The sequence below is a fragment of the Serratia sp. 22264 genome, from assembly GCF_052045345.1.
GTDB lineage: Bacteria > Pseudomonadota > Gammaproteobacteria > Enterobacterales > Enterobacteriaceae > Serratia > Serratia plymuthica.
This window is the reverse complement of the sequence record NZ_JBQEOY010000006.1, coordinates 14,350-32,160: the sequence shown is the minus strand read 5'-3', so window position 1 is coordinate 32,160 and position 17,811 is coordinate 14,350. Positions and strand designations below refer to the sequence as shown.

General features: G+C 60.4%; 15 protein-coding genes. 3 read left to right on the top strand and 12 right to left on the bottom strand.

The window, feature by feature from the left end; all coding sequences use genetic code 11:
• Positions 1-138 precede the first annotated feature (138 nt).
• The 3 genes from ypfJ to ypfH all read left to right on the top strand — a co-directional run bounded on the left by ypfJ (position 139) and on the right by ypfH (position 3,876).
• Complete coding sequence (gene ypfJ / locus ACTJJ1_RS18980; RefSeq protein WP_004951822.1) at positions 139-1,005, top strand: KPN_02809 family neutral zinc metallopeptidase; 867 nt, start codon at positions 139-141, stop codon at positions 1,003-1,005.
• A gap of 75 nt (positions 1,006-1,080) precedes the next feature.
• Entirely contained in the window at positions 1,081-3,075 is a 1,995-nt protein-coding gene (locus tag ACTJJ1_RS18975; RefSeq protein WP_440835054.1) for a tRNA(Met) cytidine acetyltransferase TmcA, read from the top strand.
• Positions 3,076-3,186: 111 nt separating this feature from the next.
• Positions 3,187-3,876 (top strand): esterase, encoded by a 690-nt coding sequence (gene ypfH, locus ACTJJ1_RS18970; protein ID WP_440834858.1) that lies wholly within the window; start codon positions 3,187-3,189, stop codon positions 3,874-3,876.
• Between the two features lie 38 nt (positions 3,877-3,914).
• Here ypfH and ACTJJ1_RS18965 read toward each other — a convergent pair whose 3' ends face one another.
• The 12 genes from ACTJJ1_RS18965 to ACTJJ1_RS18910 all read right to left on the bottom strand — a co-directional run bounded on the left by ACTJJ1_RS18965 (position 3,915) and on the right by ACTJJ1_RS18910 (position 17,805).
• A complete protein-coding gene (locus tag ACTJJ1_RS18965; RefSeq protein ID WP_004951814.1) occupies positions 3,915-4,841 on the bottom strand; it encodes a transglutaminase family protein in 927 nt (308 codons plus the stop codon).
• Complete coding sequence (locus ACTJJ1_RS18960; protein WP_440834856.1) at positions 4,838-7,330, bottom strand: circularly permuted type 2 ATP-grasp protein; 2,493 nt, start codon at positions 7,328-7,330, stop codon at positions 4,838-4,840. Before ACTJJ1_RS18960 ends, ACTJJ1_RS18965 begins: the two co-directional genes overlap by 4 nt.
• 106 nt (positions 7,331-7,436) lie before the next feature.
• Positions 7,437-10,724 (bottom strand): transglutaminase family protein, encoded by a 3,288-nt coding sequence (locus tag ACTJJ1_RS18955; protein ID WP_208904317.1) that lies wholly within the window; start codon positions 10,722-10,724, stop codon positions 7,437-7,439.
• 263 nt (positions 10,725-10,987) lie between these two features.
• Positions 10,988-11,179 (bottom strand): YpfN family protein, encoded by a 192-nt coding sequence (locus tag ACTJJ1_RS18950; protein ID WP_004951808.1) that lies wholly within the window; start codon positions 11,177-11,179, stop codon positions 10,988-10,990.
• A 2-nt stretch (positions 11,180-11,181) separates the two neighbouring features.
• Positions 11,182-11,856: a M15 family metallopeptidase gene (locus ACTJJ1_RS18945; RefSeq protein ID WP_004951807.1), complete on the bottom strand. Its 675-nt coding sequence runs from the start codon at positions 11,854-11,856 to the stop codon at positions 11,182-11,184.
• Entirely contained in the window at positions 11,853-12,980 is a 1,128-nt protein-coding gene (dapE, locus tag ACTJJ1_RS18940; RefSeq protein ID WP_440834853.1) for a succinyl-diaminopimelate desuccinylase, read from the bottom strand. Before dapE ends, ACTJJ1_RS18945 begins: the two co-directional genes overlap by 4 nt.
• Positions 12,977-13,342 (bottom strand): ArsC family reductase, encoded by a 366-nt coding sequence (locus ACTJJ1_RS18935; protein ID WP_037431537.1) that lies wholly within the window; start codon positions 13,340-13,342, stop codon positions 12,977-12,979. Before ACTJJ1_RS18935 ends, dapE begins: the two co-directional genes overlap by 4 nt.
• 272 nt (positions 13,343-13,614) lie before the next feature.
• Positions 13,615-14,220, bottom strand: coding sequence for a GNAT family N-acetyltransferase (locus tag ACTJJ1_RS18930; RefSeq protein WP_440834851.1), 606 nt, complete (start codon positions 14,218-14,220; stop codon positions 13,615-13,617).
• 22 nt (positions 14,221-14,242) lie between these two features.
• Positions 14,243-14,563 (bottom strand): isochorismate lyase, encoded by a 321-nt coding sequence (locus ACTJJ1_RS18925; RefSeq protein WP_006327153.1) that lies wholly within the window; start codon positions 14,561-14,563, stop codon positions 14,243-14,245.
• A gap of 17 nt (positions 14,564-14,580) precedes the next feature.
• On the bottom strand, positions 14,581-15,012 hold the full coding sequence (locus tag ACTJJ1_RS18920) for a GNAT family N-acetyltransferase (protein WP_440834849.1): 432 nt from the start codon (positions 15,010-15,012) through the stop codon (positions 14,581-14,583).
• A 9-nt stretch (positions 15,013-15,021) separates the two neighbouring features.
• Positions 15,022-15,501 (bottom strand): tetratricopeptide repeat protein, encoded by a 480-nt coding sequence (locus ACTJJ1_RS18915; RefSeq protein ID WP_004951799.1) that lies wholly within the window; start codon positions 15,499-15,501, stop codon positions 15,022-15,024.
• Between the two features lie 132 nt (positions 15,502-15,633).
• Positions 15,634-17,805, bottom strand: a complete 2,172-nt coding sequence (locus ACTJJ1_RS18910; RefSeq protein WP_122289631.1) for a TonB-dependent siderophore receptor — start codon at positions 17,803-17,805, stop codon at positions 15,634-15,636.
• Positions 17,806-17,811: the final 6 nt, after the last annotated feature.

The following is a 17,811-nucleotide window of genomic DNA, read 5'->3' as shown; positions in this document are numbered from 1 at the left end:
CGCCCCGTCATTTATTCATTTTCCCTTCCGTCTGCATTTCCAGAAAAATTCTACATTTCCCACCTCGTTAACCATTTATAATGGCAATCAGTGGGCTAGTTTCCTACGATTATTAAAAACCTAATCTGGAGTTTACTTATGCGTTGGCAAGGGCGTCGGGAAAGTGACAATGTTGAGGATCGTCGCGGGGAGTCTTCAGGTCTGGGCGGCGGCGGGGGCTTTCGCGCGCCAATCGGCGGCAAAGGCGGCATCGTCATTTTGGTGGTGGTGCTGGTGGCCGGCTATTACGGCATCGATCTCTCACCGCTGTTGAACGGCGGTGACGTTAGCCCGCAAACTCAGCAACAGAGCGCCAGCATCAGTCCAAAAGACGATGAGTTGGCCAAGTTTACCTCGGTAGTGCTGGCTTCTACCGAAGATAACTGGAAAGAAGTTTTCCAGCGTATGGGCAAAACCTATCAACCGCCCAAACTGGTGATGTATCGCGGCGTGACGCGCACCAACTGCGGCACCGGCCAGTCTGCGATGGGGCCATTCTATTGCCCGGGCGATAAAACGGTGTATATCGATCTGTCGTTCTACCAGGATATGAAAACCAAGCTGGGCGCCGGCGGTGACTTTGCGCAGGCCTACGTGGTGGCGCACGAAGTCGGCCACCACGTGCAGAACCTGCTGGGCATTGAGCCTAAAGTGCGTCAGATGCAACAGGGCGCCAGCCAGGTTGAAGTGAACCGCCTGTCGGTAAAAATGGAACTGCAAGCAGACTGCTTTGCCGGCGTTTGGGGCAAATATGCCGAGAAGCAGCAGATGCTGGAAGAGGGTGACTTGCAGGCGGCATTGAACGCCGCGCAGGCGATCGGCGACGACCGTTTACAGCAGCAGGGCCAGGGGCGCGTAGTGCCGGACAGCTTCACCCACGGCACCTCGCAACAGCGTTACACCTGGTTTAAACAGGGCTTCGACAGCGGCGATCCGAACACCTGCAACACCTTCGCATCCCGTTGATATACCCTGCCGGAGCCTGACTCCGGCATTTTTTTAGGTGAGAACATAGCCTTGCTACAGGCAATGCAACAACTCATGCGGCAGCAGGGCATCAGGCGCCTGCTGGTGCTCAGCGGTGAGCCGCAATGGTGCCGCCAACAAGCGCAACAGCTGGCTGCAAGCCTGCCGGGCGACTGGCCGTGGGTGGGAGAAAACCCGCCAACCGGCTTGCAACCTCTGGCGAGCGGCGCGGTGCGAACCCTGTTGGGCCAAGAGCGGCTGCATGCGGTGTTTGACGCGACAATGGGCCTGGATGTTGAAGCCTTGGCGGCGCTGGCGGGCACGCTGCGCGCCGGCAGTTGGCTGTTGTTGCTGACGCCGCCCTGGCGTGAATGGCATCAACAACCGGACGCCGACAGCCTGCGCTGGAGCGATTGTCCGCAGCCTATCACCACCCCGTATTTTATCCGTCATCTGCAACGCCATCTGGCGGCGGACAGCGAAGTCACGCTCTGGCGACAGGGTGAGGCGCTGGCGTTGGCGGCATTGCCGGAGCGCCCGCCCTGGCAGGCACCCGATGGCCACCCCACTGCAGAACAGCAAAGGCTACTGGAGCGACTGCTGAATGCCTCGGCGGGCGTTTGGGTGCTGACCGCGGCACGGGGGCGCGGCAAGTCAACGCTGGCAGGCATGCTGGTGGCGAATACGCCGCTCACCTGCTGGATGACCGGGCCGAGCCGTGCCGCCACCGACGTCGCCGGCGAATGGGCGCAGGGGCGAGCGCAGTTCTGGGCGCCGGACGCGCTGCTGGCGCATTGCCGCGAGCATGACGTCAGCAACGTGGGCTGGCTGCTGGTGGATGAAGCGGCGGCTATTCCAGGTCCGCTGTTGCAGCGGTTGGTCAGTTATTTCCCCCGTGTCTTGCTGACTACCACGGTACAGGGCTATGAAGGCACCGGCCGGGGATTTTTGCTGAAGTTTTGTGCCGGGCTACCTTCGTTCCGGCCGTTAGCTTTACAGCACCCCATGCGCTGGGCCGCGGGCGATGCGCTGGAACGGGTGATAGATAATGCTCTGTTGTTCAATGAACAACCGGAATGGCAGGCGACCGCGCAGGCTGCCAGTTTCAGCCTGGTCGAACAGAACGCGCTGTGCGCCGATCCCCAACGATTGGCGCGCTTTTACGCTCTGCTGAGCAGCGCCCATTACCGCACCACGCCGCTCGATCTACGGCGGCTGATGGATGCACCCGGCATGCACTTTGGCGTGGCGCAGGTGGAAGAAGACGTGGTTGGCGCGTTGTGGCTGGTGGATGAAGGGGGCCTGAGTACCGAGCTGGCGCATGAGGTTTGGGCTGGCCGACGGCGGCCGCGCGGTAACCTGGTGGCTCAGTCGCTGGCGGCGCATGGCGGCCAGTGGTGGGCGCCGACGCTGCGTTCGCGCCGCATTACCCGCATTGCGGTGCTGCCCGCCTTGCGCCAACAGGGCATTGCCCGCAGCCTGATCGCGCAGCAGCGCCAACGGGCGCAGGGGCTGGACTTCCTTTCGGTCAGTTTTGGCTACACCGAACCGCTGTGGCGTTTTTGGCAATCCTGCGGTTTTGAGCTGGTGCGCATCGGCAGCAAGACGGAGGCCAGCAGCGGTTGTTATACCGCCATGGCCATCCTGGCGTTGAGCGAGCAGGGTGAGGCGCTGCGGCATGCGGCGCATAAGCACCTGGCGCGCGATTGGCGCTGGTTGCAGCAACGGGTTGATCTGCAACTGGAGATCACCGGCGATGACGGCGATACGCAGTTGAGTGAGGACGACTGGCGTGAACTGGCCGGATTTTCCTTCGCCCATCGGCCGCTGGAGGCCAGCCTGGGCGCGCTGCAACGCTTGCTGCTGGCGAGCGGCCTGCCGCTGCCCGCGCTGCGCGGGCATCTGCAACAGCAAAGGACGACGGCAGACTGCGTGACGCAGTTTGGTCTCAGTGGCCAAAAAGCCTTGCTGCGCCACTGGCGGCACGAGGCGGCGCAGGCGCTCGAACAGCTGGATGCGCAGCACTGCCTGCGCTGGCGCAACTGGGCACAATCGCAGTCATTGCAATAAATCGACAATGTTGTTCAATAAAACCCGATTTTCCTGATGTCTCGACGGCGTATAGTAGGCGCCAACGGCCCGGAGCCTCCGGGCGACATCTGATGAAGACGAGGAGTCACCATGAAACATGAGCATTTCGTTGTCCAAAGCCCGGCAACACCGGCGGTACAGCTGATCTTGCTGTTTCACGGTGTCGGCGATAACCCGGTGGCAATGGGCGAAATCGGCAGCTACTTCGCCAAAGATTTCCCGCAGGCGCTGGTCGTCAGCATTGGCGGCCCCGAGGCTTTCAATAACGGCAAGGGTCGCCAATGGTTCTCGGTGCAGGGCGTGACCGAAGAGAATCGCGCCGAGCGCATTGCACAGGTCATGCCGCAGTTCGTCGAAACCGTGCGGTACTGGCAGCAGCAGAGCGGCGTCGGTTACGCCGGGACCGCGTTGGTCGGTTTTTCTCAGGGGTCGATCATGGCGCTGGAAGCCTTGAAAGCGGAAGCTAAACTGGCCGGCCGCGTGGTGGCCTTCAGCGGGCGCTTTGCCAGCTTGCCGGAGCAAGCTTTCGGCGAAAGCGTCGTGCATTTGATCCATGGCGAAGAGGATGCGGTGATCGCCGTGCAGCACGCCAAAGCGGCGGCGGAACGGTTGCAGGCCATCGGCGTGGATTTCACGCTGGACGTGGAGCAGGGCGTCGGGCATGGCATCAATCAGGGCATGATGAATAATGCCCTCGAGCGGTTGCACTACTACGTACCTCAACGCTACTGGGATGAAGCGCTGTTTGGCAAACGCGGCGATTTGATCGCCTTTCGTTAATATTCTCCCTGACGGGCGCGGCTATGCTGCGCCCGCTGTCATTGCGGCATCACCGTAACCTGAACGTCCAACTGGTGAGCGCCCCCGCCAAAAATAATGCCGTGCATCGGGCTGACATCGCCGAAATCGCGGCCCCAGGCCACGGTAATGTGCTGGGTATCGGCCAACACATTGTTGGTCGGATCGATATCTACCCAGCCATAGGGCGGACAATACACCGACACCCAGGCGTGAGAGGCATCGGCGCCAATCATTCGCTCCTCCCCCGGCGGCGGCTGCGTGAGGATATAGCCGCTGACATAGCGTGCCGCCAACCCCAGCGAACGCAGGCAGGCAATTTGCAGGTGAGCAAAGTCCTGACAAACCCCTTTCTTCTCCCGCAACAGGGTTACTACCGGCGTGGCGATGGTGGTGGCCGTCGGATCAAAGGTAAAGTCGTTGAAAATGCGCCCGGTAAAATCCAGCAACGCCGACAGCAGAGGCCGTTCCGGGGTAAAGCTCGGCAGGGCGTAGTGGCTCAGTGCGCTATCGATGGGAATAAAAGTGGAAGGAAACAGGTATTGAATGGGATCCAGCACTTCGGTTCCCCCATTGGCCAACTGTTGGCGTACCCGCTCCCAGGACAGGCTGTTTTCCGCCACCCACTGCGCGGCGTGCGGCAGGACCAGCACCTGCGAATCCACCCGGACGGTCAGTTGGGTATGCGGGGTTCGCAGAGCGAATTGCACCAGGTGGTTGCCATAAAAATCGTCCAGTTCAAACCATTCATCGGGCTGCGGATCGACCTGGATCCGCGAAGCGTGACACTGTTGCCAGGCCAGATTGCGCGGCGACAGCCGCAACAACTGGCGCGAATGCGGCACCGGCAGGCTGTATTGGTATTCGGTCACGTGACTGACGCTATAGCGGCTTCCGTCGGCGGGCGTGAGAGATTGGCCGGCAGTTTGAGTTTGGCTCTGGCTCATTCGTCGTTTCCCGTGCTGTAGTGGGGGCCATGGTTGAAGAAGCGCAGGCCAATCTGATCGGACAGCCGGTCCAGCGCCAGTTGCAACTGCGACACCGATTCTGACAAGGGTTGCAGGCCGCCGGCAAACCCGGCGTTACCCAGGCCGGCAATTTTCTCCGGCAGATCGAAAATGGTCTGATCGGTAAAAGGCCCGAACTGGTCGGTCAGTTTTTTCAAGTACTCCACCAGCCCCTTGAGCAGGAACATCACCGAGCGCGGATTCTCCTGGCTGGTCAACAACAGCGGCAGGGCGGTGACCAGCTCCGGCCGTTGCGGATAACTGGAGCGGTAGGTGATGGTGCTGTCGCACAACTCCAGCCACCATTCCAGCCCGGCGTCGCGCACTTCGTCATCGTCCAGCACCAGCGTCAGCATATGCGTCACCTGTTGCAGGCGTTCCAGCCGACGGCCAATACTGAGGAAACGCCAGCCCACGTCACGCGTCATGCCGTCCAGCGCAAAACCGGAGAGCGCCATCATATGCCCGATCGCCTGATCGAGAAACGCCAGCGCCTCCGCCAGGTTCCAGCGCTGGGCCTGATGGCGCTGTTCCAGATCCTTGGCCAGCCGGTTGAGGATATGCCAGTTGTCCAGCGAAAGCCGCTCACGCAACTGAAAACCGATACGCAGCAGTTGCTGCAACGTGCCGGCAAACCCCTGAGAGATTTCCGGGTTGAACAGCGCTTCCAGCAGCAGGGTGTTCAACTGTTGCGGCGCCAGTTCTTCAAGCGGAGAGGCTTCGTCGTTCGGCAACAGACCGTAGTGCAGGCAAAGCTGCATCACGGCCTTATGCTGCTGTTCGCTGCCTTCGTCTTCGTCGAGCCGCAGGGTGAGGGTGATACGCAACAGGCGAGCGATGTTGTCGCAGCGTTCGGTATAGCGGCCCAGCCAGAACAAGTTTTCAATCATCCGCGTCGACAGCCTGTGGCCGCTCGGCGGCAACTCTTGCCTCAGCACGCCGGGCCGTGGCGGCGGTGCGGAAGGCGGTGCCAGCACCCAGGTATCCTTGCTGCCGCCGCCCTGCTGCATGGTCACGATCTGGCGGCTGTTGGGGCCGGAGATGCGTGTCAGGCCGCCGGGCATCACCCGGTAGCCGTCCGGGGTGGCGACGGCGAATACCCGCAGGCAGGTGGCATGGTTTTGCAACTGGTAGGGCGGGCGCGGGGACAGACCCGGCGCCTGCGACAGGCCGATCAACTCCTGGGCGACATAGTTGTAAGGGCGTGCGCGGATGCGTTCCTTTAGCTGAGCCAGCTCGGTGGCGCTCAGATCGCCGGCGATGCAGGTCCTGATGCGCAACTGCGGGAAAGCGCCTTTGACAATCAGGTTAGGCAGGTTTTCCAGCACCGTTTCCCGTGCGGTGCTTTCCCCACACCACCAGGAAGCGACCGAAGGCAACAGCAGCGGCTGCCCGAGGATCTGTTGGCTGAGGTTTGGCAGAAAGCCGTACAGCGCGCCGGTTTCAATCAGGCTGGAACCGAGCGCATTGGCGATCAGCACCTGGCCCTCTCGCGCCGCCTGGATCAGCCCCGGAATGCCCAGCGAAGAGTCGGGACGCGCCTCCAGCGGATCGCAGAAGTCATCATCCTGCCGCCGTAAAATCACATGCACGCGCTGCAGGCCGTCCAGGGTTTTCAACCAGACGCGCCCCTGGGACACCATCAGATCCTGGCCTTCCACCAGCGGGAATCCCAGATGCCGCGCCAGATAGGCATGCTCGAAATAGGTTTCATTGTAAGGGCCGGGGGTCAACACCACGATGTGCGGGGCTTCGCCATCACCGGCGGCGAACGGCGCCCAGTGGCGCAGGCTCTGTTGCAGCGTGCGGAAAAAGGTATTCAGCCGCTGCACTTTCAGGTCCCGGAACTGTTCCGGGAAGGCGCGGGAAATCACCGTGCGGTTTTCCAGCGCGTAGCCGGCGCCGGAAGGGGCCTGGGCGCGATCGGCCAGCGCCCACCAGCGGCCATCGGCGGAACGGGCCAAATCGACGGCGTACAGATGCAGGTAAACGTTGCCCGGGCAGCGAATGCCGTGCGCCGGGCGCAGAAAACCGGCATGCCCATGTACCAGCGCAGGCGGCAGCAGGCCGTCGCGCAGCAGGGTCTGCTCGCCGTACACGTCGGCCAGAATACGGTTCATCAGTTCCGCACGCTGGACAATGCCGGATTCTATCTGCTGCCATTCGTCGTGAGGGATAATTTGCGGCAGCAGGTCCAGTTCCCAGGGGCGTTTAACCCCTTGCGGATCGGCGTAGACGTTATAAGTGACGCCGTTTTCGAAAATCTGGCGCGCCACGTGGTTGAGGCGGCTTTGCAGCTGTTCGTCCGGATAGGCGGCCAGCTCGGCGGCAAAACGCTGCCAGTGCGGGCGAAAGGTCGCCTCGCCGGCAAACAGCTCGTCATAGTGCGCTTGCGAGTGGCGATAGCGGGTAAATAGTGATTGCGGCATAGGCATTGCATTCCCGTTTTCCATGAGGCCTTGCGACGGCAACTCCCTTGCGGCGCAGGCCGGCACCTTCCTGGTACCGACTTGCGCCCTCCTCGGTATCGAACCCCTATTTCCAGCGCAAATCGAGCGTGAACGGGAAGTTCGGATTGCGCGTCTGGGGTTCGATGGTTAACTTTCCTGGCGTATGACCCATTTGCAAGAAACGCGCCAGCCTGCGGCCCTCCGCCTCATAGGCGTTGATCGGGTGGGTATCGTGGCTGCGTCCGCCCGGATGGGCGACGTGGTACTGGCAGCCGCCCAGCGAACGTTGCATCCAGGTGTCCACCAGTTCCACGGTCAGCGGCGCGTGTACGCCAATGGTGGGATGCAGGCTGGCTGCGGGTTGCCATGCCCGGTAGCGAACGGCGCCGACCGCCTCGCCGACGTTGCCGGTGGGTTGCAGCGGCACCGGGCGGCCGTTGACGGTCACCTGGTGGCGGTCGTCATTAAACCCGGTGACTCTGATCTGCAGACGCTCGACGGATGAGTCAACATAGCGCACGGTTCCGCCGCTTGCACCTTCTTCGCCCATCACATGCCAGGGTTCCAGTGCATGATCGATTTGCACCTGGACGCCGTCGGCGGAAAATTCGCCATGCTGCGGGAAGCGGAAGGCAAAGTGTGCGTCGAACCAGGTGGCTTCAAACGGGTAGCCAAATTCACGCAGTTCGGCGAGCACGTCGTTAAAGTCCTGACGCACAAAGTGCGGCAACATGAAGCGATCGTGCAGTTCGGTGCCCCAACGGCGCAGCCGCTCCGGTTGATAAGGCTGTTGCCAGAAACGGGCCAGCAACGCCCGCAGCAATAACTGTTGGGTGAGCGACATCCGGGCATGCGGCGGCATTTCAAAAGCGCGCAGTTCCAGTAGCCCAAGGCGGCCGCTGGGGCCATCCGGCGAATAGAGTTTGTCGATGCAGAACTCCGCCCGGTGGGTATTGCCGCTGGAGTCGATCAACAGGTTGCGCAGCAGGCGGTCGATAAGCCAGGGTTGCGCTTCCTCGCCCGGTTCCGGGAAGCGGCTAAAGGCGATCTCCATTTCATAGACCGAGTCGTTACGCGCCTCGTCAATGCGCGGTGCCTGGCTGGTCGGGCCGATAAACAGGCCCGAGAACAAATAGGACAGCGACGGGTGGTTATGCCAATAGCCGATCAGGCTGCGCAGCACGTCCGGGCGGCGCAGGAACGGGCTTTCCGCCGGGGTGGCGCCGCCCATCACCATATGGTTGCCGCCGCCGGTGCCGGTATGGCGGCCATCGATCATGAACTTTTCGGTGGTCAGGCGCGACTGGCGCGCGGCGTCGTACAGGAAGGTGGTCTGCTCCACCAGTTCGCCCCAACTGGCCGCCGGCTGAATGTTGACTTCGATGACGCCGGGATCGGGGGTGATGCGAAAACAGGTCAGACGCGGGTCAGAAGGCGGTTCGTAACCTTCCAGCACCACCGGAATGCCCAGCGAGAGCGAGGTGGCCTCAATGGCCTCCACCACCTGCAGGTAGTCTTCCAGCGTGCGCGTCGGCGGCATGAACAGATAAAGAATGCCGTTGCGCGGCTCGGCGCACAGCGCGGTGCGGGTAATCCAGTCCGCTGACTGTTTTTGCTCCGGGCGCTGGGTTACCGGCTGAGGCTGGGCATGGTCGGCTGCGGATGAATGCGGTTGCAGCCGTTGGCGGTAGGCCGGCAGCGTCGGGAAAGACTGATGCGGATCGGCGCTGTGAATGTAGGGATAGTCGCTTTTATGCACCCAGGGTTGGGAATCCAGCGGCAGGCGGTAACCCAGTGGCGAATCGCCCGGCAGCAGGTAGCAGTGCTCGCTGCGCAGGAACCAGGAACCGCTTTGCCACGGTTGGTTCTCTTCTCTGGCCAGCGGCAGAACGTGGCCGATGATAGCCCCCAGACCTTGTTCAAACACCTTGTGCAACCGCGCTCGCTCCAGCGGATCTTCCAACCGGGAATCCGACGGATCGACGTTGTCCGGCAGACGCCGTTCGCGCCACAGGTAGTAGAGCGGGTCTTCATAAGCCGGGAAGATATGCTGACCGGAAACCTCCAGATACTGCGCGACGCGTTGCAGGAAATCCGCCGCCTGCCCGGTGGTGACCGCAGAAGGTTCGCGTTCATCGGCAAACATGGCCGGATCGGCCAGCGGCTCACCGTCCCGGCGCCAGAAGCAGTTGAGCGACCAGCGCGGCAGTTGCTCGCCGGGGTACCATTTGCCCTGACCAAAATGCACCAGCCCGGCGGGGGCGTAGCGCTCACGCATACGCTGGAACAGCTCGGCGGCACGCAGGCGCTTGGTTGGCCCCAGAGCGTCGGTATTCCATTCATCGCCGTCAGGATCGTCGACGGCGACGAACGTCGGCTCGCCGCCCATCGTCAGATGAACGCCGTTGGCCTGCAAATCGCTGTCAATCCGATAACCGAGCGCGTCGATGGCCTGCCATTGTTCCTCGCTGTAGGGCTTGGTCACACGCGGCACTTCGTCCACGCGGGCGACGGCCATCAGGTGCTCAAATTCGCATTCGCACTCATCAATCGCGCCGCTGATGGGGGCGGCGCTGGAAGGTTCCGGCGTGCAGGCCAGCGGGATGTGTCCTTCACCGGCAAACAACCCGGAGGTGGGATCCAGACCAATCCAACCGGCACCGGGCAGGTAAACCTCGGTCCAGGCGTGCAGATCGGTAAAGTCTTCCTCCGGCCCCGACGGGCCATCCAGCGATTTGACGTCCGGCGTCAACTGAATCAGATAACCGGACACGAAGCGAGCGGCCAGCCCGAGGTTGCGCAGGATCTGTACCAGCAGCCAGGCGGAGTCGCGACACGAACCGCTGCGCAGGGTCAGCGTCTCTTCCGGCGTCTGTACGCCCGGTTCCATGCGGATGGTGTAACCGATGTGTTGCTGCAACTGCTGGTTGATCGCCACCAGGAATTCCGCGCTGCGCTGGGCTTCATCGGGGATACCGCTCAGGTAGCTTTCCAGCTCGGGGGTCAGCGGCTGGCAGTGCAGATAGGGCGCCAGTTCGATTTTCTGCTCTTCCGAATAGCAAAACGGAATATGTTCCGCCTGCGGCTCCAGGAAGAAATCGAAGGGGTTAATCACCGACATTTCAACCCGCATATCCACTTCCACGCGGAAGTGGTCGGTTTTTTCCGGGAACACCAGCCTGGCCAGGTAGTTGCCGTTAGGATCCTGCTGCCAGTTGATAAAGTGATTTTCCGGGGTCACTTTCAGCGAATAGGCCAGAATGGAGGTACGGCTGTGTGCGGCAGGGCGCAGGCGTATGACTTGGGGACCCAGGTTGATGCGTCGGTCGTAGCGATATTCGGTAACGTGGTTTAGCGCAATATTAATAGCCATAAGCTCGAGCCTCAGAATAGGGGAATCTGAAATCGGGTCACATCAGTCTGCTGATGCCATGCTGTAGCCGTTACCGTGGAGGGTGGTGCTTTGGTTAACCCCCGTCTGTATTCAGACCGTTTTAACTGCTGGGAGTGTGATGACCATCACGTTAACCAATTAGGGTTAAATCTAGAGGCAATTTTTTGAGAAGTCGATTCTTTTTTCTGCGGGAAAGAGGAGAAAATGAAGCGCCGCCCTCGGGGGACGGCGCACACAGGCGGTTAAGGTTTTTTCTTCGGCCAGTTGTCGTCTTCGTCGTCCCACTGGGCGTTATTATCGCGGTGTGGCGGCAATTCCGGCTTATCGGCGAGGTAACGTTTTACGTCGACGCGACGCAGCTCTTTGATCCCGCTGATGATCATCCCGGCTAAAATCAGCAGGATAATCCACCAGTAGTCAGCTAACCATTGCATGTTTACTCCTTTCCTTCACTGCGTATGAAACGTGAAAATATCGCGGGCAGATGGCGTTCAAGCCATTCGGCACCGGCAACGTCCTTATTTTGCCAAGCGGCCAGCAGCAGCGCAGGCGTCAGCAGATGCTCGGCTTCCTGCGCCAGCGGCCGGTAGCTCAGATGCCAGGGTTCTACCGCCACGCCGTCGCCGTCTTCGGTAAACGGGCGGTAAAAGCCAAATTCTGCCATATGTTCCGTCATCCACTGATTGAGCGGATAAAAGTAACCGCCTTCCTCATATTCCCACGGCTCCAGCTGCAGCTTTTGCCCTTCCGGCAACAACGAAGGGTCGTACACGTCCAGATCGCTGCCCCAGTGATGGCGGCTGGCACCCGGCAGGGCGGACCAGCGCAGGATCGCTTCGCAGCGTTCGGCGGCGGACAGCGTCTCGATATCGATCGGTCGACTGTCTTTATCTAATACTGGGCGCTCGCCGCAGAATTTGCCATTCCAGATCGCCAGTTGCCGATCGAAATCACGAAATGTGCTGGCGGGTTGCAGATCGAACCCGGCCGCCAACGCCGCCTGCTGCATGGCGAGGAACGCGGTCACCGCTGCGGGTTGCAGGCGATGGTGACCGCTCAGCGGCGCCAGGTGTTCGGTCGAGAGCCCGGTCAGCATGGTGGGCGTGATCATGCGACCAACTGCTCCATGATGCGCTGATACATGCGGCTCAGCAGTTGCAAATCGGCTGCGTGCACGCATTCATTGACCTTATGGATGGTCGCGTTGACCGGCCCCAGTTCAACCACCTGCGCCCCCATTTGGGCGATAAAGCGGCCGTCCGAGGTCCCGCCGGTGGTCAGCAACTGCGGCGTCAGTTCAGAATAGTGTTCGACGGCGTTAACTACCGCGTCCACCAGAGCACCGCGCGCGGTCAGGAACGGCTGGCCGGACAAACGCCATTCGATGCTGTAGTTCAGTTGATGCCGCTCCAGCAGCTCTTCCACGCGCTGTTTTATCGTCGCGTCGGTTGACTCGGTGCTGAAACGGAAGTTGAACTGGACGAACATCTCGCCCGGGATCACGTTGTTGCTGCCGGTGCCGGCCTGTACGTTGGCGATCTGCATGCTGGTCGGCGGGAAGAACTCGTTGCCGCGATCCCACTCGGTCGCCACCAGCTCATTGAGCGCAGGCATGGCGCGATGCACCGGGTTATCCGCCAGGTGCGGATAGGCGACGTGGCCCTGAATGCCGTGAATGTGCAGGTTAGCGGTGATCGAACCGCGGCGGCCGTTCTTCACCACGTCGCCGACGCGTTCGGTGCTGGACGGCTCGCCGACCAGGCAATAATCCAGGCGCTCGTTGCGCGCCATCAGCGTTTCCACCACTTTCACCGTGCCGTGAGTGGCGCTGGCCTCTTCGTCGGAGGTGATCAGGAACGCCAGGCGGCCCCCATGATGCGGGTTGGCCGCCACAAAGCGCTCCGCCGCCACCACCATCGCCGCCAGCGAACCTTTCATGTCCGCCGCGCCGCGGCCATACAGCATGCCGTCGCGAATGGTGGGTTCAAACGGCGGGTTGTCCCAGCGTTTTTCATCGCCGGTGGGCACTACGTCGGTGTGGCCGGCAAACGCCAGCGTTTGCCCTTCGCCGCGCCAGGCCCAGAAGTTCAGGGTGTCGCCGAAGGGCATCGGCTCAACGGTAAAATCAATCGCTTCCAGACGTTCAATCATCAGCGCCTGGCAGCCTTCATCGTGCGGGCTGAGGGACGGGCGTTTGATGAGCTGTTGAGCCAGTTCGATAACCGGGCAAATCATGCTGTAACCTCAGAAATAAATTGCTGGTAGCCTTCGGCGCTGAAGCCGAGCAGGGCATGCCCCTTGCCGTCGTCCAGCAGCGGGCGTTTGATGATTGCCGGCTGCGCCAGCATCAGCGCGATGGCCGCATCGGCATTGTCGCAGGCGTTGCGCTGCGCTTCATCCAGCTTGCGCCAGGTGGTGCCGCGGGTGTTCAGCAGCGGTTCCCAGCCCAGACGTTCGACGAACCCGCGCAACTGCTGTTCATCCAGCCCGTCGGCGCGGTAGTCATGAAATTGATAAGCCACGCCTTGCTCTTCCAGCCAGCGGCGCGCTTTTTTGATGGTGTCACAATTTTTGATGCCGTACATGGTCAACGTCATGGAATAAGAACCTTCTCTGCAACCCAACACCGGCATGGCGCCAGTGGTAAACCGCCGTGGCGGTAAAATGAAAACCAGCGCCCAGCATGCCGAAAAATGGCGGGGAGTTCCACCGTCCAATGGTCCGAAAACCAGGGAAAGGGCGAAAAAATTCGGGCTGCATTCAGTACGGCGATCTGATTGCGGCTACCTGGGATCCGGCTTGGGGGGCCGCGTGGGGAAATGCAGCGGCATCTTGATGACGAACACCTTATAACTTTGACCCGCGGCAATCACTCTCTGGTCTGGCGTAATTTATACTCCAGACTTTTTTTAACCATCGGCCATTCATGGTCGATGATCGAGAAAACCACCGTATCGCGATAGCTGCCATCCGCATTTTTCTGGTGGTTTCTCAGCACGCCGTCTTGCTTGGCGCCCAAACGCGCGATAGCCGTTCTCGATGCGTGATTGTGCCAGTGGGTGCGAAATTCAACGGCAATCACCGCCAGCGTTTCGAACGCATAGCCGAGCAGCAGGCGTTTGCACTCGGTGTTGACGGCGGTTCTCTGGTGGCTTTTGGCGTACCAGGTATAGCCAATTTCAACGCGGCGGTTGTGCCCATCGGCATTGCAAATGCGGGTGGTGCCGACAATCTTTTGCGTGTCGTTATGTACTACGACAAACGGCAGCGCCCGCCCGGCGACCTGTTCGCTCAGGGCGAAATCGACATAATCATCGACGGTGCTTTCGTTGGGCGCCGAAGTAAACCAAAGTTCCCAGAGGCGCCCATCGGCGGCCGCCTCCACCAGCGCCGCCGCATGTTCTTTACGCAGCGGGATCAGGCTGACGGTTTTGCTTTTCAGCTCGGTTTCGATAAGCCAGGATGAGTCGGACATTTGCCTCTATTTCCCCTTGTGTTCACATTTCGCCGTTTTCACGCGACCAGTGTTTCATCTCTTCGCCAATAAAATAATTGACCAGGTCGCGATACATTTTTTCTATCACTTCCGGGCTTAAGCCCTGCTCATCGGCCCAGACTCTTCGTTGTTGCAGCATGGCTTCGAAGCGCTCTTTGGCTCGTACCGCATCGGGGCTGGTTTTGAATTTGGCGGCGGCCTTCACGTAGGCAAAGCGCTGGGCGATCAATTTAATGATGTGTTCGTCCAGCATGTCGATTTCCGCGCGGATATCGCCCATGCCCGCACAATCTTGCGGAGAAAGTTTGTTCTCGATAATCACTCTGGGTTTCCCTTGTTTTACTGCACATAGCCATTTTGTTGCAGGCGATCCAACGCCGGGCCTTCGGCATAGACCATGCCGGTAGTCAGCTCGCGGAAGTGGTACTTTTTATAGAATTCCAGTTTGTCGGGCACCGAATAGATAAACACTTTACCGAGCGGCGCCAAATCCTGCATGACCCGATCCATCAGCAGCCTGCCCAGACCGCGGCCCTGATAGTGGGGATGGATAGCCACGTCGGCGAGGTAAGCTACCGAGGTCATGTCGCTGATGGCGTGGGCGGTGGCCACCAGTTCGCCGTCGAGGTAACCCCAATAGCAAAACTGGCTGTGCTGATAAACGCGCTGCAGCTGATGCGGATCACGCTGGCCCAGCCCGGCGGCGGCCAACAACGCGGCCAATTGCGACCAGTCGATGCGGTAGCGGTTTGGGTCGGTCACCATCTCCATGCTTCTCTCCTAGCCGATGCGGTCCAGATCGGCGGCGTATTGACGGATAGCGCGCTGATAGCTGCTGATGTCGCGATACGAGGAGGTTTCCGCCAACAGCAGCAACAGATCGGCCACCGCCTGTTTGGTTTCCCCCAGGTTGTACAACGTCATGGCGCGGAACAGGGTGAGCTCCTTGGCCTGCGGGAATTCGGCCAGCCCATTGTCGAAGGCGGCCAGCGATTGCTGATACAGCCCGAGTGCGCGGTAGGTGCTGCCCAGACCAAGCCAGGCCTCCTGCCGCTGCGCCGCCGGCAGAGTGCGCGCCAGCGCGGAGAGGTAGCAGGGGATCGCCTGCTGTTCAAATCCCTGCACGTCATACAGGCAGGCCAATTGGTAATGCAGCGCGGCCTCTTCCGGTTTTTGCAGCAACTGTTGCCGTGCCAGTTCGGTCGCTTCCTGATAGCGGCCCAGCTGTTTCAATTGTTCGATAGTCAGCGTAGGGGACATGTTATGGCCTCAGAAAAGTGGAGGGTTTTCTCCCCTTGGCACGCTACTACGGAAGAATTCATCCTACAAGAAATATAGGCATCAGAACGTGGTCGGCCCCGTTATCCGGGGCCGGTTTTTATTGCGGGGCGATCAGAACTCGTGCTTGAGCGTCAGCATCAGGTTACGCGGCTCACCATAGTTACGGGTGCTGTAGAAATTCACCTGCGAGTAGTATTTCTCGTCAAAAACGTTGTTCAGGTTAAGCTGCACTGAAGTCTGCGGCGTCAGTTTGTATCGCGCCATCGCGTCGATCAGCACATAAGACCCTTGCTCGGCCTTACGTTCCACAAGCTCGCCGTTGTTGGCCCCGGTGACGTTGGCGTAAATGCCGCTCTGCCAGCGCGCGCCGCCGCCCAGCGTCAGATCGCGCAGAGCGCCCGTCAACTGATAGGTGGTGAACAGGTTGATGCGGGTGCGCGGCTGCTCGGTGTTGAGATTAACCTTGTCCTTATCTTTCAGTGAGAAATGCGTGATGCCGAGCTGGGCGTTCCAGCCCTGCGCCAATTCACCGCTCAGTTCGAACTCAACCCCTTTGCTCGTCGCGCCCTGGCTCTCATGATAGGTCTGTTGCAGCCAATCCAGATTGCGGGTGTTCTCGTCCAGCACCCCAAGTTTATCCTGCGTGATGCGGAAAGCCGACAGCGAAACGTTGAGCCGGTCATCCAGCAGCGCGGCCTTGATACCCACCTCTTTATTCACCCCTTCAATCGGCGCCAGGTAGTGGCCGCTGCTGTCGAGCAGGCTTTGGTCCTTGAATATGTCGGTGTAGCTGGCATAGGCAGAGACCTGTTCAGTCAGCTTATAGACGGTTCCCACGAACGGAGTGACCTTGTTCGCGATGTTGGTCGTGGTGTTTTTAAAACTGTTGAAACGGGCACCGAGCACCAGATCCAGCCGATCCGTCAGCGAGAAGTCGGCGCTGCCGTAAATGCCGAGCTGCCGCGTGCGGTAATCCATTTGCGGCATTTTATCCGACCATTCAGGCTCGCCCTGACCGCCGTTCCAATCCCGCAGGCTACCGCTGAACTGCTGCGAGTAGGTGGCGCTGCGATAGGTGCTGTAGCTGTGCTGCCAGGCAGAGGAGTTGCCCACCACAAACTTGTGGCTGCGGCCCAGCAGAGCGAAATCCCCGTTCAATTTCATGTCTACCGCATGTTGATCTCGATAGCCTTCATAGCGCCCGGCATAAGGGTTTGAAGGTTTCACTGACCAGGTTGCCGGATCGATCAGCTCGCCGAGGCTCATCGCCATTTTGGCATCGAAAGCCTGGCGGCTGTGGGTATAGTTGACCACGCCTTTCCAGCTGTTATCGAACTCATGTTCCAGCGTGGCAAACTGGGTGCTCAGGGTGGTATCCCAGCTCGACCAGTCAGAGGCGCCGTTATAGTGCCGATCCCAGTTAATTTCACTGCCGTCGCTGAACCAGCCTGTCGGCAACGCACCGCCCCAGGTGGAGGCTTTCGGCCTGTTTTGCTGATAATCGGCCCCCAGACGCAGCAGGGTATTGCTGCTCAGATCGGCCTCCAGCGTGCCGTAGACGGTGCCTTTGCGCTCCTGATGCCGTTCCATAAAGGAGCGGCCGCGTTCGCCGGCCGCGGCGATACGTACTCTGACGGTGCCTTCGTCATTGAGCGGCGTCCCGACATCAACCGTGGTCCGGTAGCGGTCCCAGGAACCTGCGGAAAGTTCGGCACGGGCAAAAGGCGAAAGGCTGGAGGCTTTCTTTCTGACCAGGTTGATGGCGGCGCCCGGATTACCGACGCCGTTCAGCAAACCCGCAGCGCCCCTGACAATCTCCACGTGATCCAGCGTGATCGCGTCAATCTCCGATTCTCCGCCGGAATAACCGGAGTCAAAGAAGGTGGGGACGCCATCGTATTGGTAGTTATCAACGCTGAAACCACGGTAGTTGAACGAGGAGCGTTCGCTATCGTAATTGCTTTCGCTGACCCCGGTGGACCAGCGCAGGATTTCCTTCAGCGACGTCGCGTTGAGATCGTCCATTTGCTGGCGAGTTATCACCGAGACCGACTGCGGCGTATCCTTGATGCTCAGCGGCAACCCGGTCGCCGTGGTCATCTGTTTGGTGGTATAGGAGCCGGTGTTCTCGGTGCTGCCGTCATCGCTAAAGGGCGAGGCGACCACCTCAAGGGTATCTTCTTTCTGAGTGCGGGCGGTCTGCTCGGTATCCGCCGCTTGTGCAACCATGACCGGGAGGCACAACAGCGCTCCCCCGGAAAGGCGAATCATAAAATTAGCCATGGATAA

Coding starts and splice junctions, on each gene's coding strand:
- ypfJ (WP_004951822.1), top strand. CDS start 139: ATGCGTTGGCAAGGGCGTCGGGAAAGTGACAATGTTGAGGATCGTCGC.
- ACTJJ1_RS18950 (WP_004951808.1), bottom strand. CDS start 11,179: ATGCAATGGTTAGCTGACTACTGGTGGATTATCCTGCTGATTTTAGCC.
- ACTJJ1_RS18930 (WP_440834851.1), bottom strand. CDS start 14,220: ATGTCCGACTCATCCTGGCTTATCGAAACCGAGCTGAAAAGCAAAACC.
- ACTJJ1_RS18935 (WP_037431537.1), bottom strand. CDS start 13,342: ATGACGTTGACCATGTACGGCATCAAAAATTGTGACACCATCAAAAAA.
- ACTJJ1_RS18975 (WP_440835054.1), top strand. CDS start 1,081: ATGCGGCAGCAGGGCATCAGGCGCCTGCTGGTGCTCAGCGGTGAGCCG.
- ACTJJ1_RS18910 (WP_122289631.1), bottom strand. CDS start 17,805: ATGGCTAATTTTATGATTCGCCTTTCCGGGGGAGCGCTGTTGTGCCTC.
- ACTJJ1_RS18960 (WP_440834856.1), bottom strand. CDS start 7,330: ATGCCGCAATCACTATTTACCCGCTATCGCCACTCGCAAGCGCACTAT.
- ypfH (WP_440834858.1), top strand. CDS start 3,187: ATGAAACATGAGCATTTCGTTGTCCAAAGCCCGGCAACACCGGCGGTA.
- ACTJJ1_RS18955 (WP_208904317.1), bottom strand. CDS start 10,724: ATGGCTATTAATATTGCGCTAAACCACGTTACCGAATATCGCTACGAC.
- ACTJJ1_RS18945 (WP_004951807.1), bottom strand. CDS start 11,856: ATGATCACGCCCACCATGCTGACCGGGCTCTCGACCGAACACCTGGCG.
- ACTJJ1_RS18915 (WP_004951799.1), bottom strand. CDS start 15,501: ATGTCCCCTACGCTGACTATCGAACAATTGAAACAGCTGGGCCGCTAT.
- ACTJJ1_RS18920 (WP_440834849.1), bottom strand. CDS start 15,012: ATGGAGATGGTGACCGACCCAAACCGCTACCGCATCGACTGGTCGCAA.
- dapE (WP_440834853.1), bottom strand. CDS start 12,980: ATGATTTGCCCGGTTATCGAACTGGCTCAACAGCTCATCAAACGCCCG.
- ACTJJ1_RS18965 (WP_004951814.1), bottom strand. CDS start 4,841: ATGAGCCAGAGCCAAACTCAAACTGCCGGCCAATCTCTCACGCCCGCC.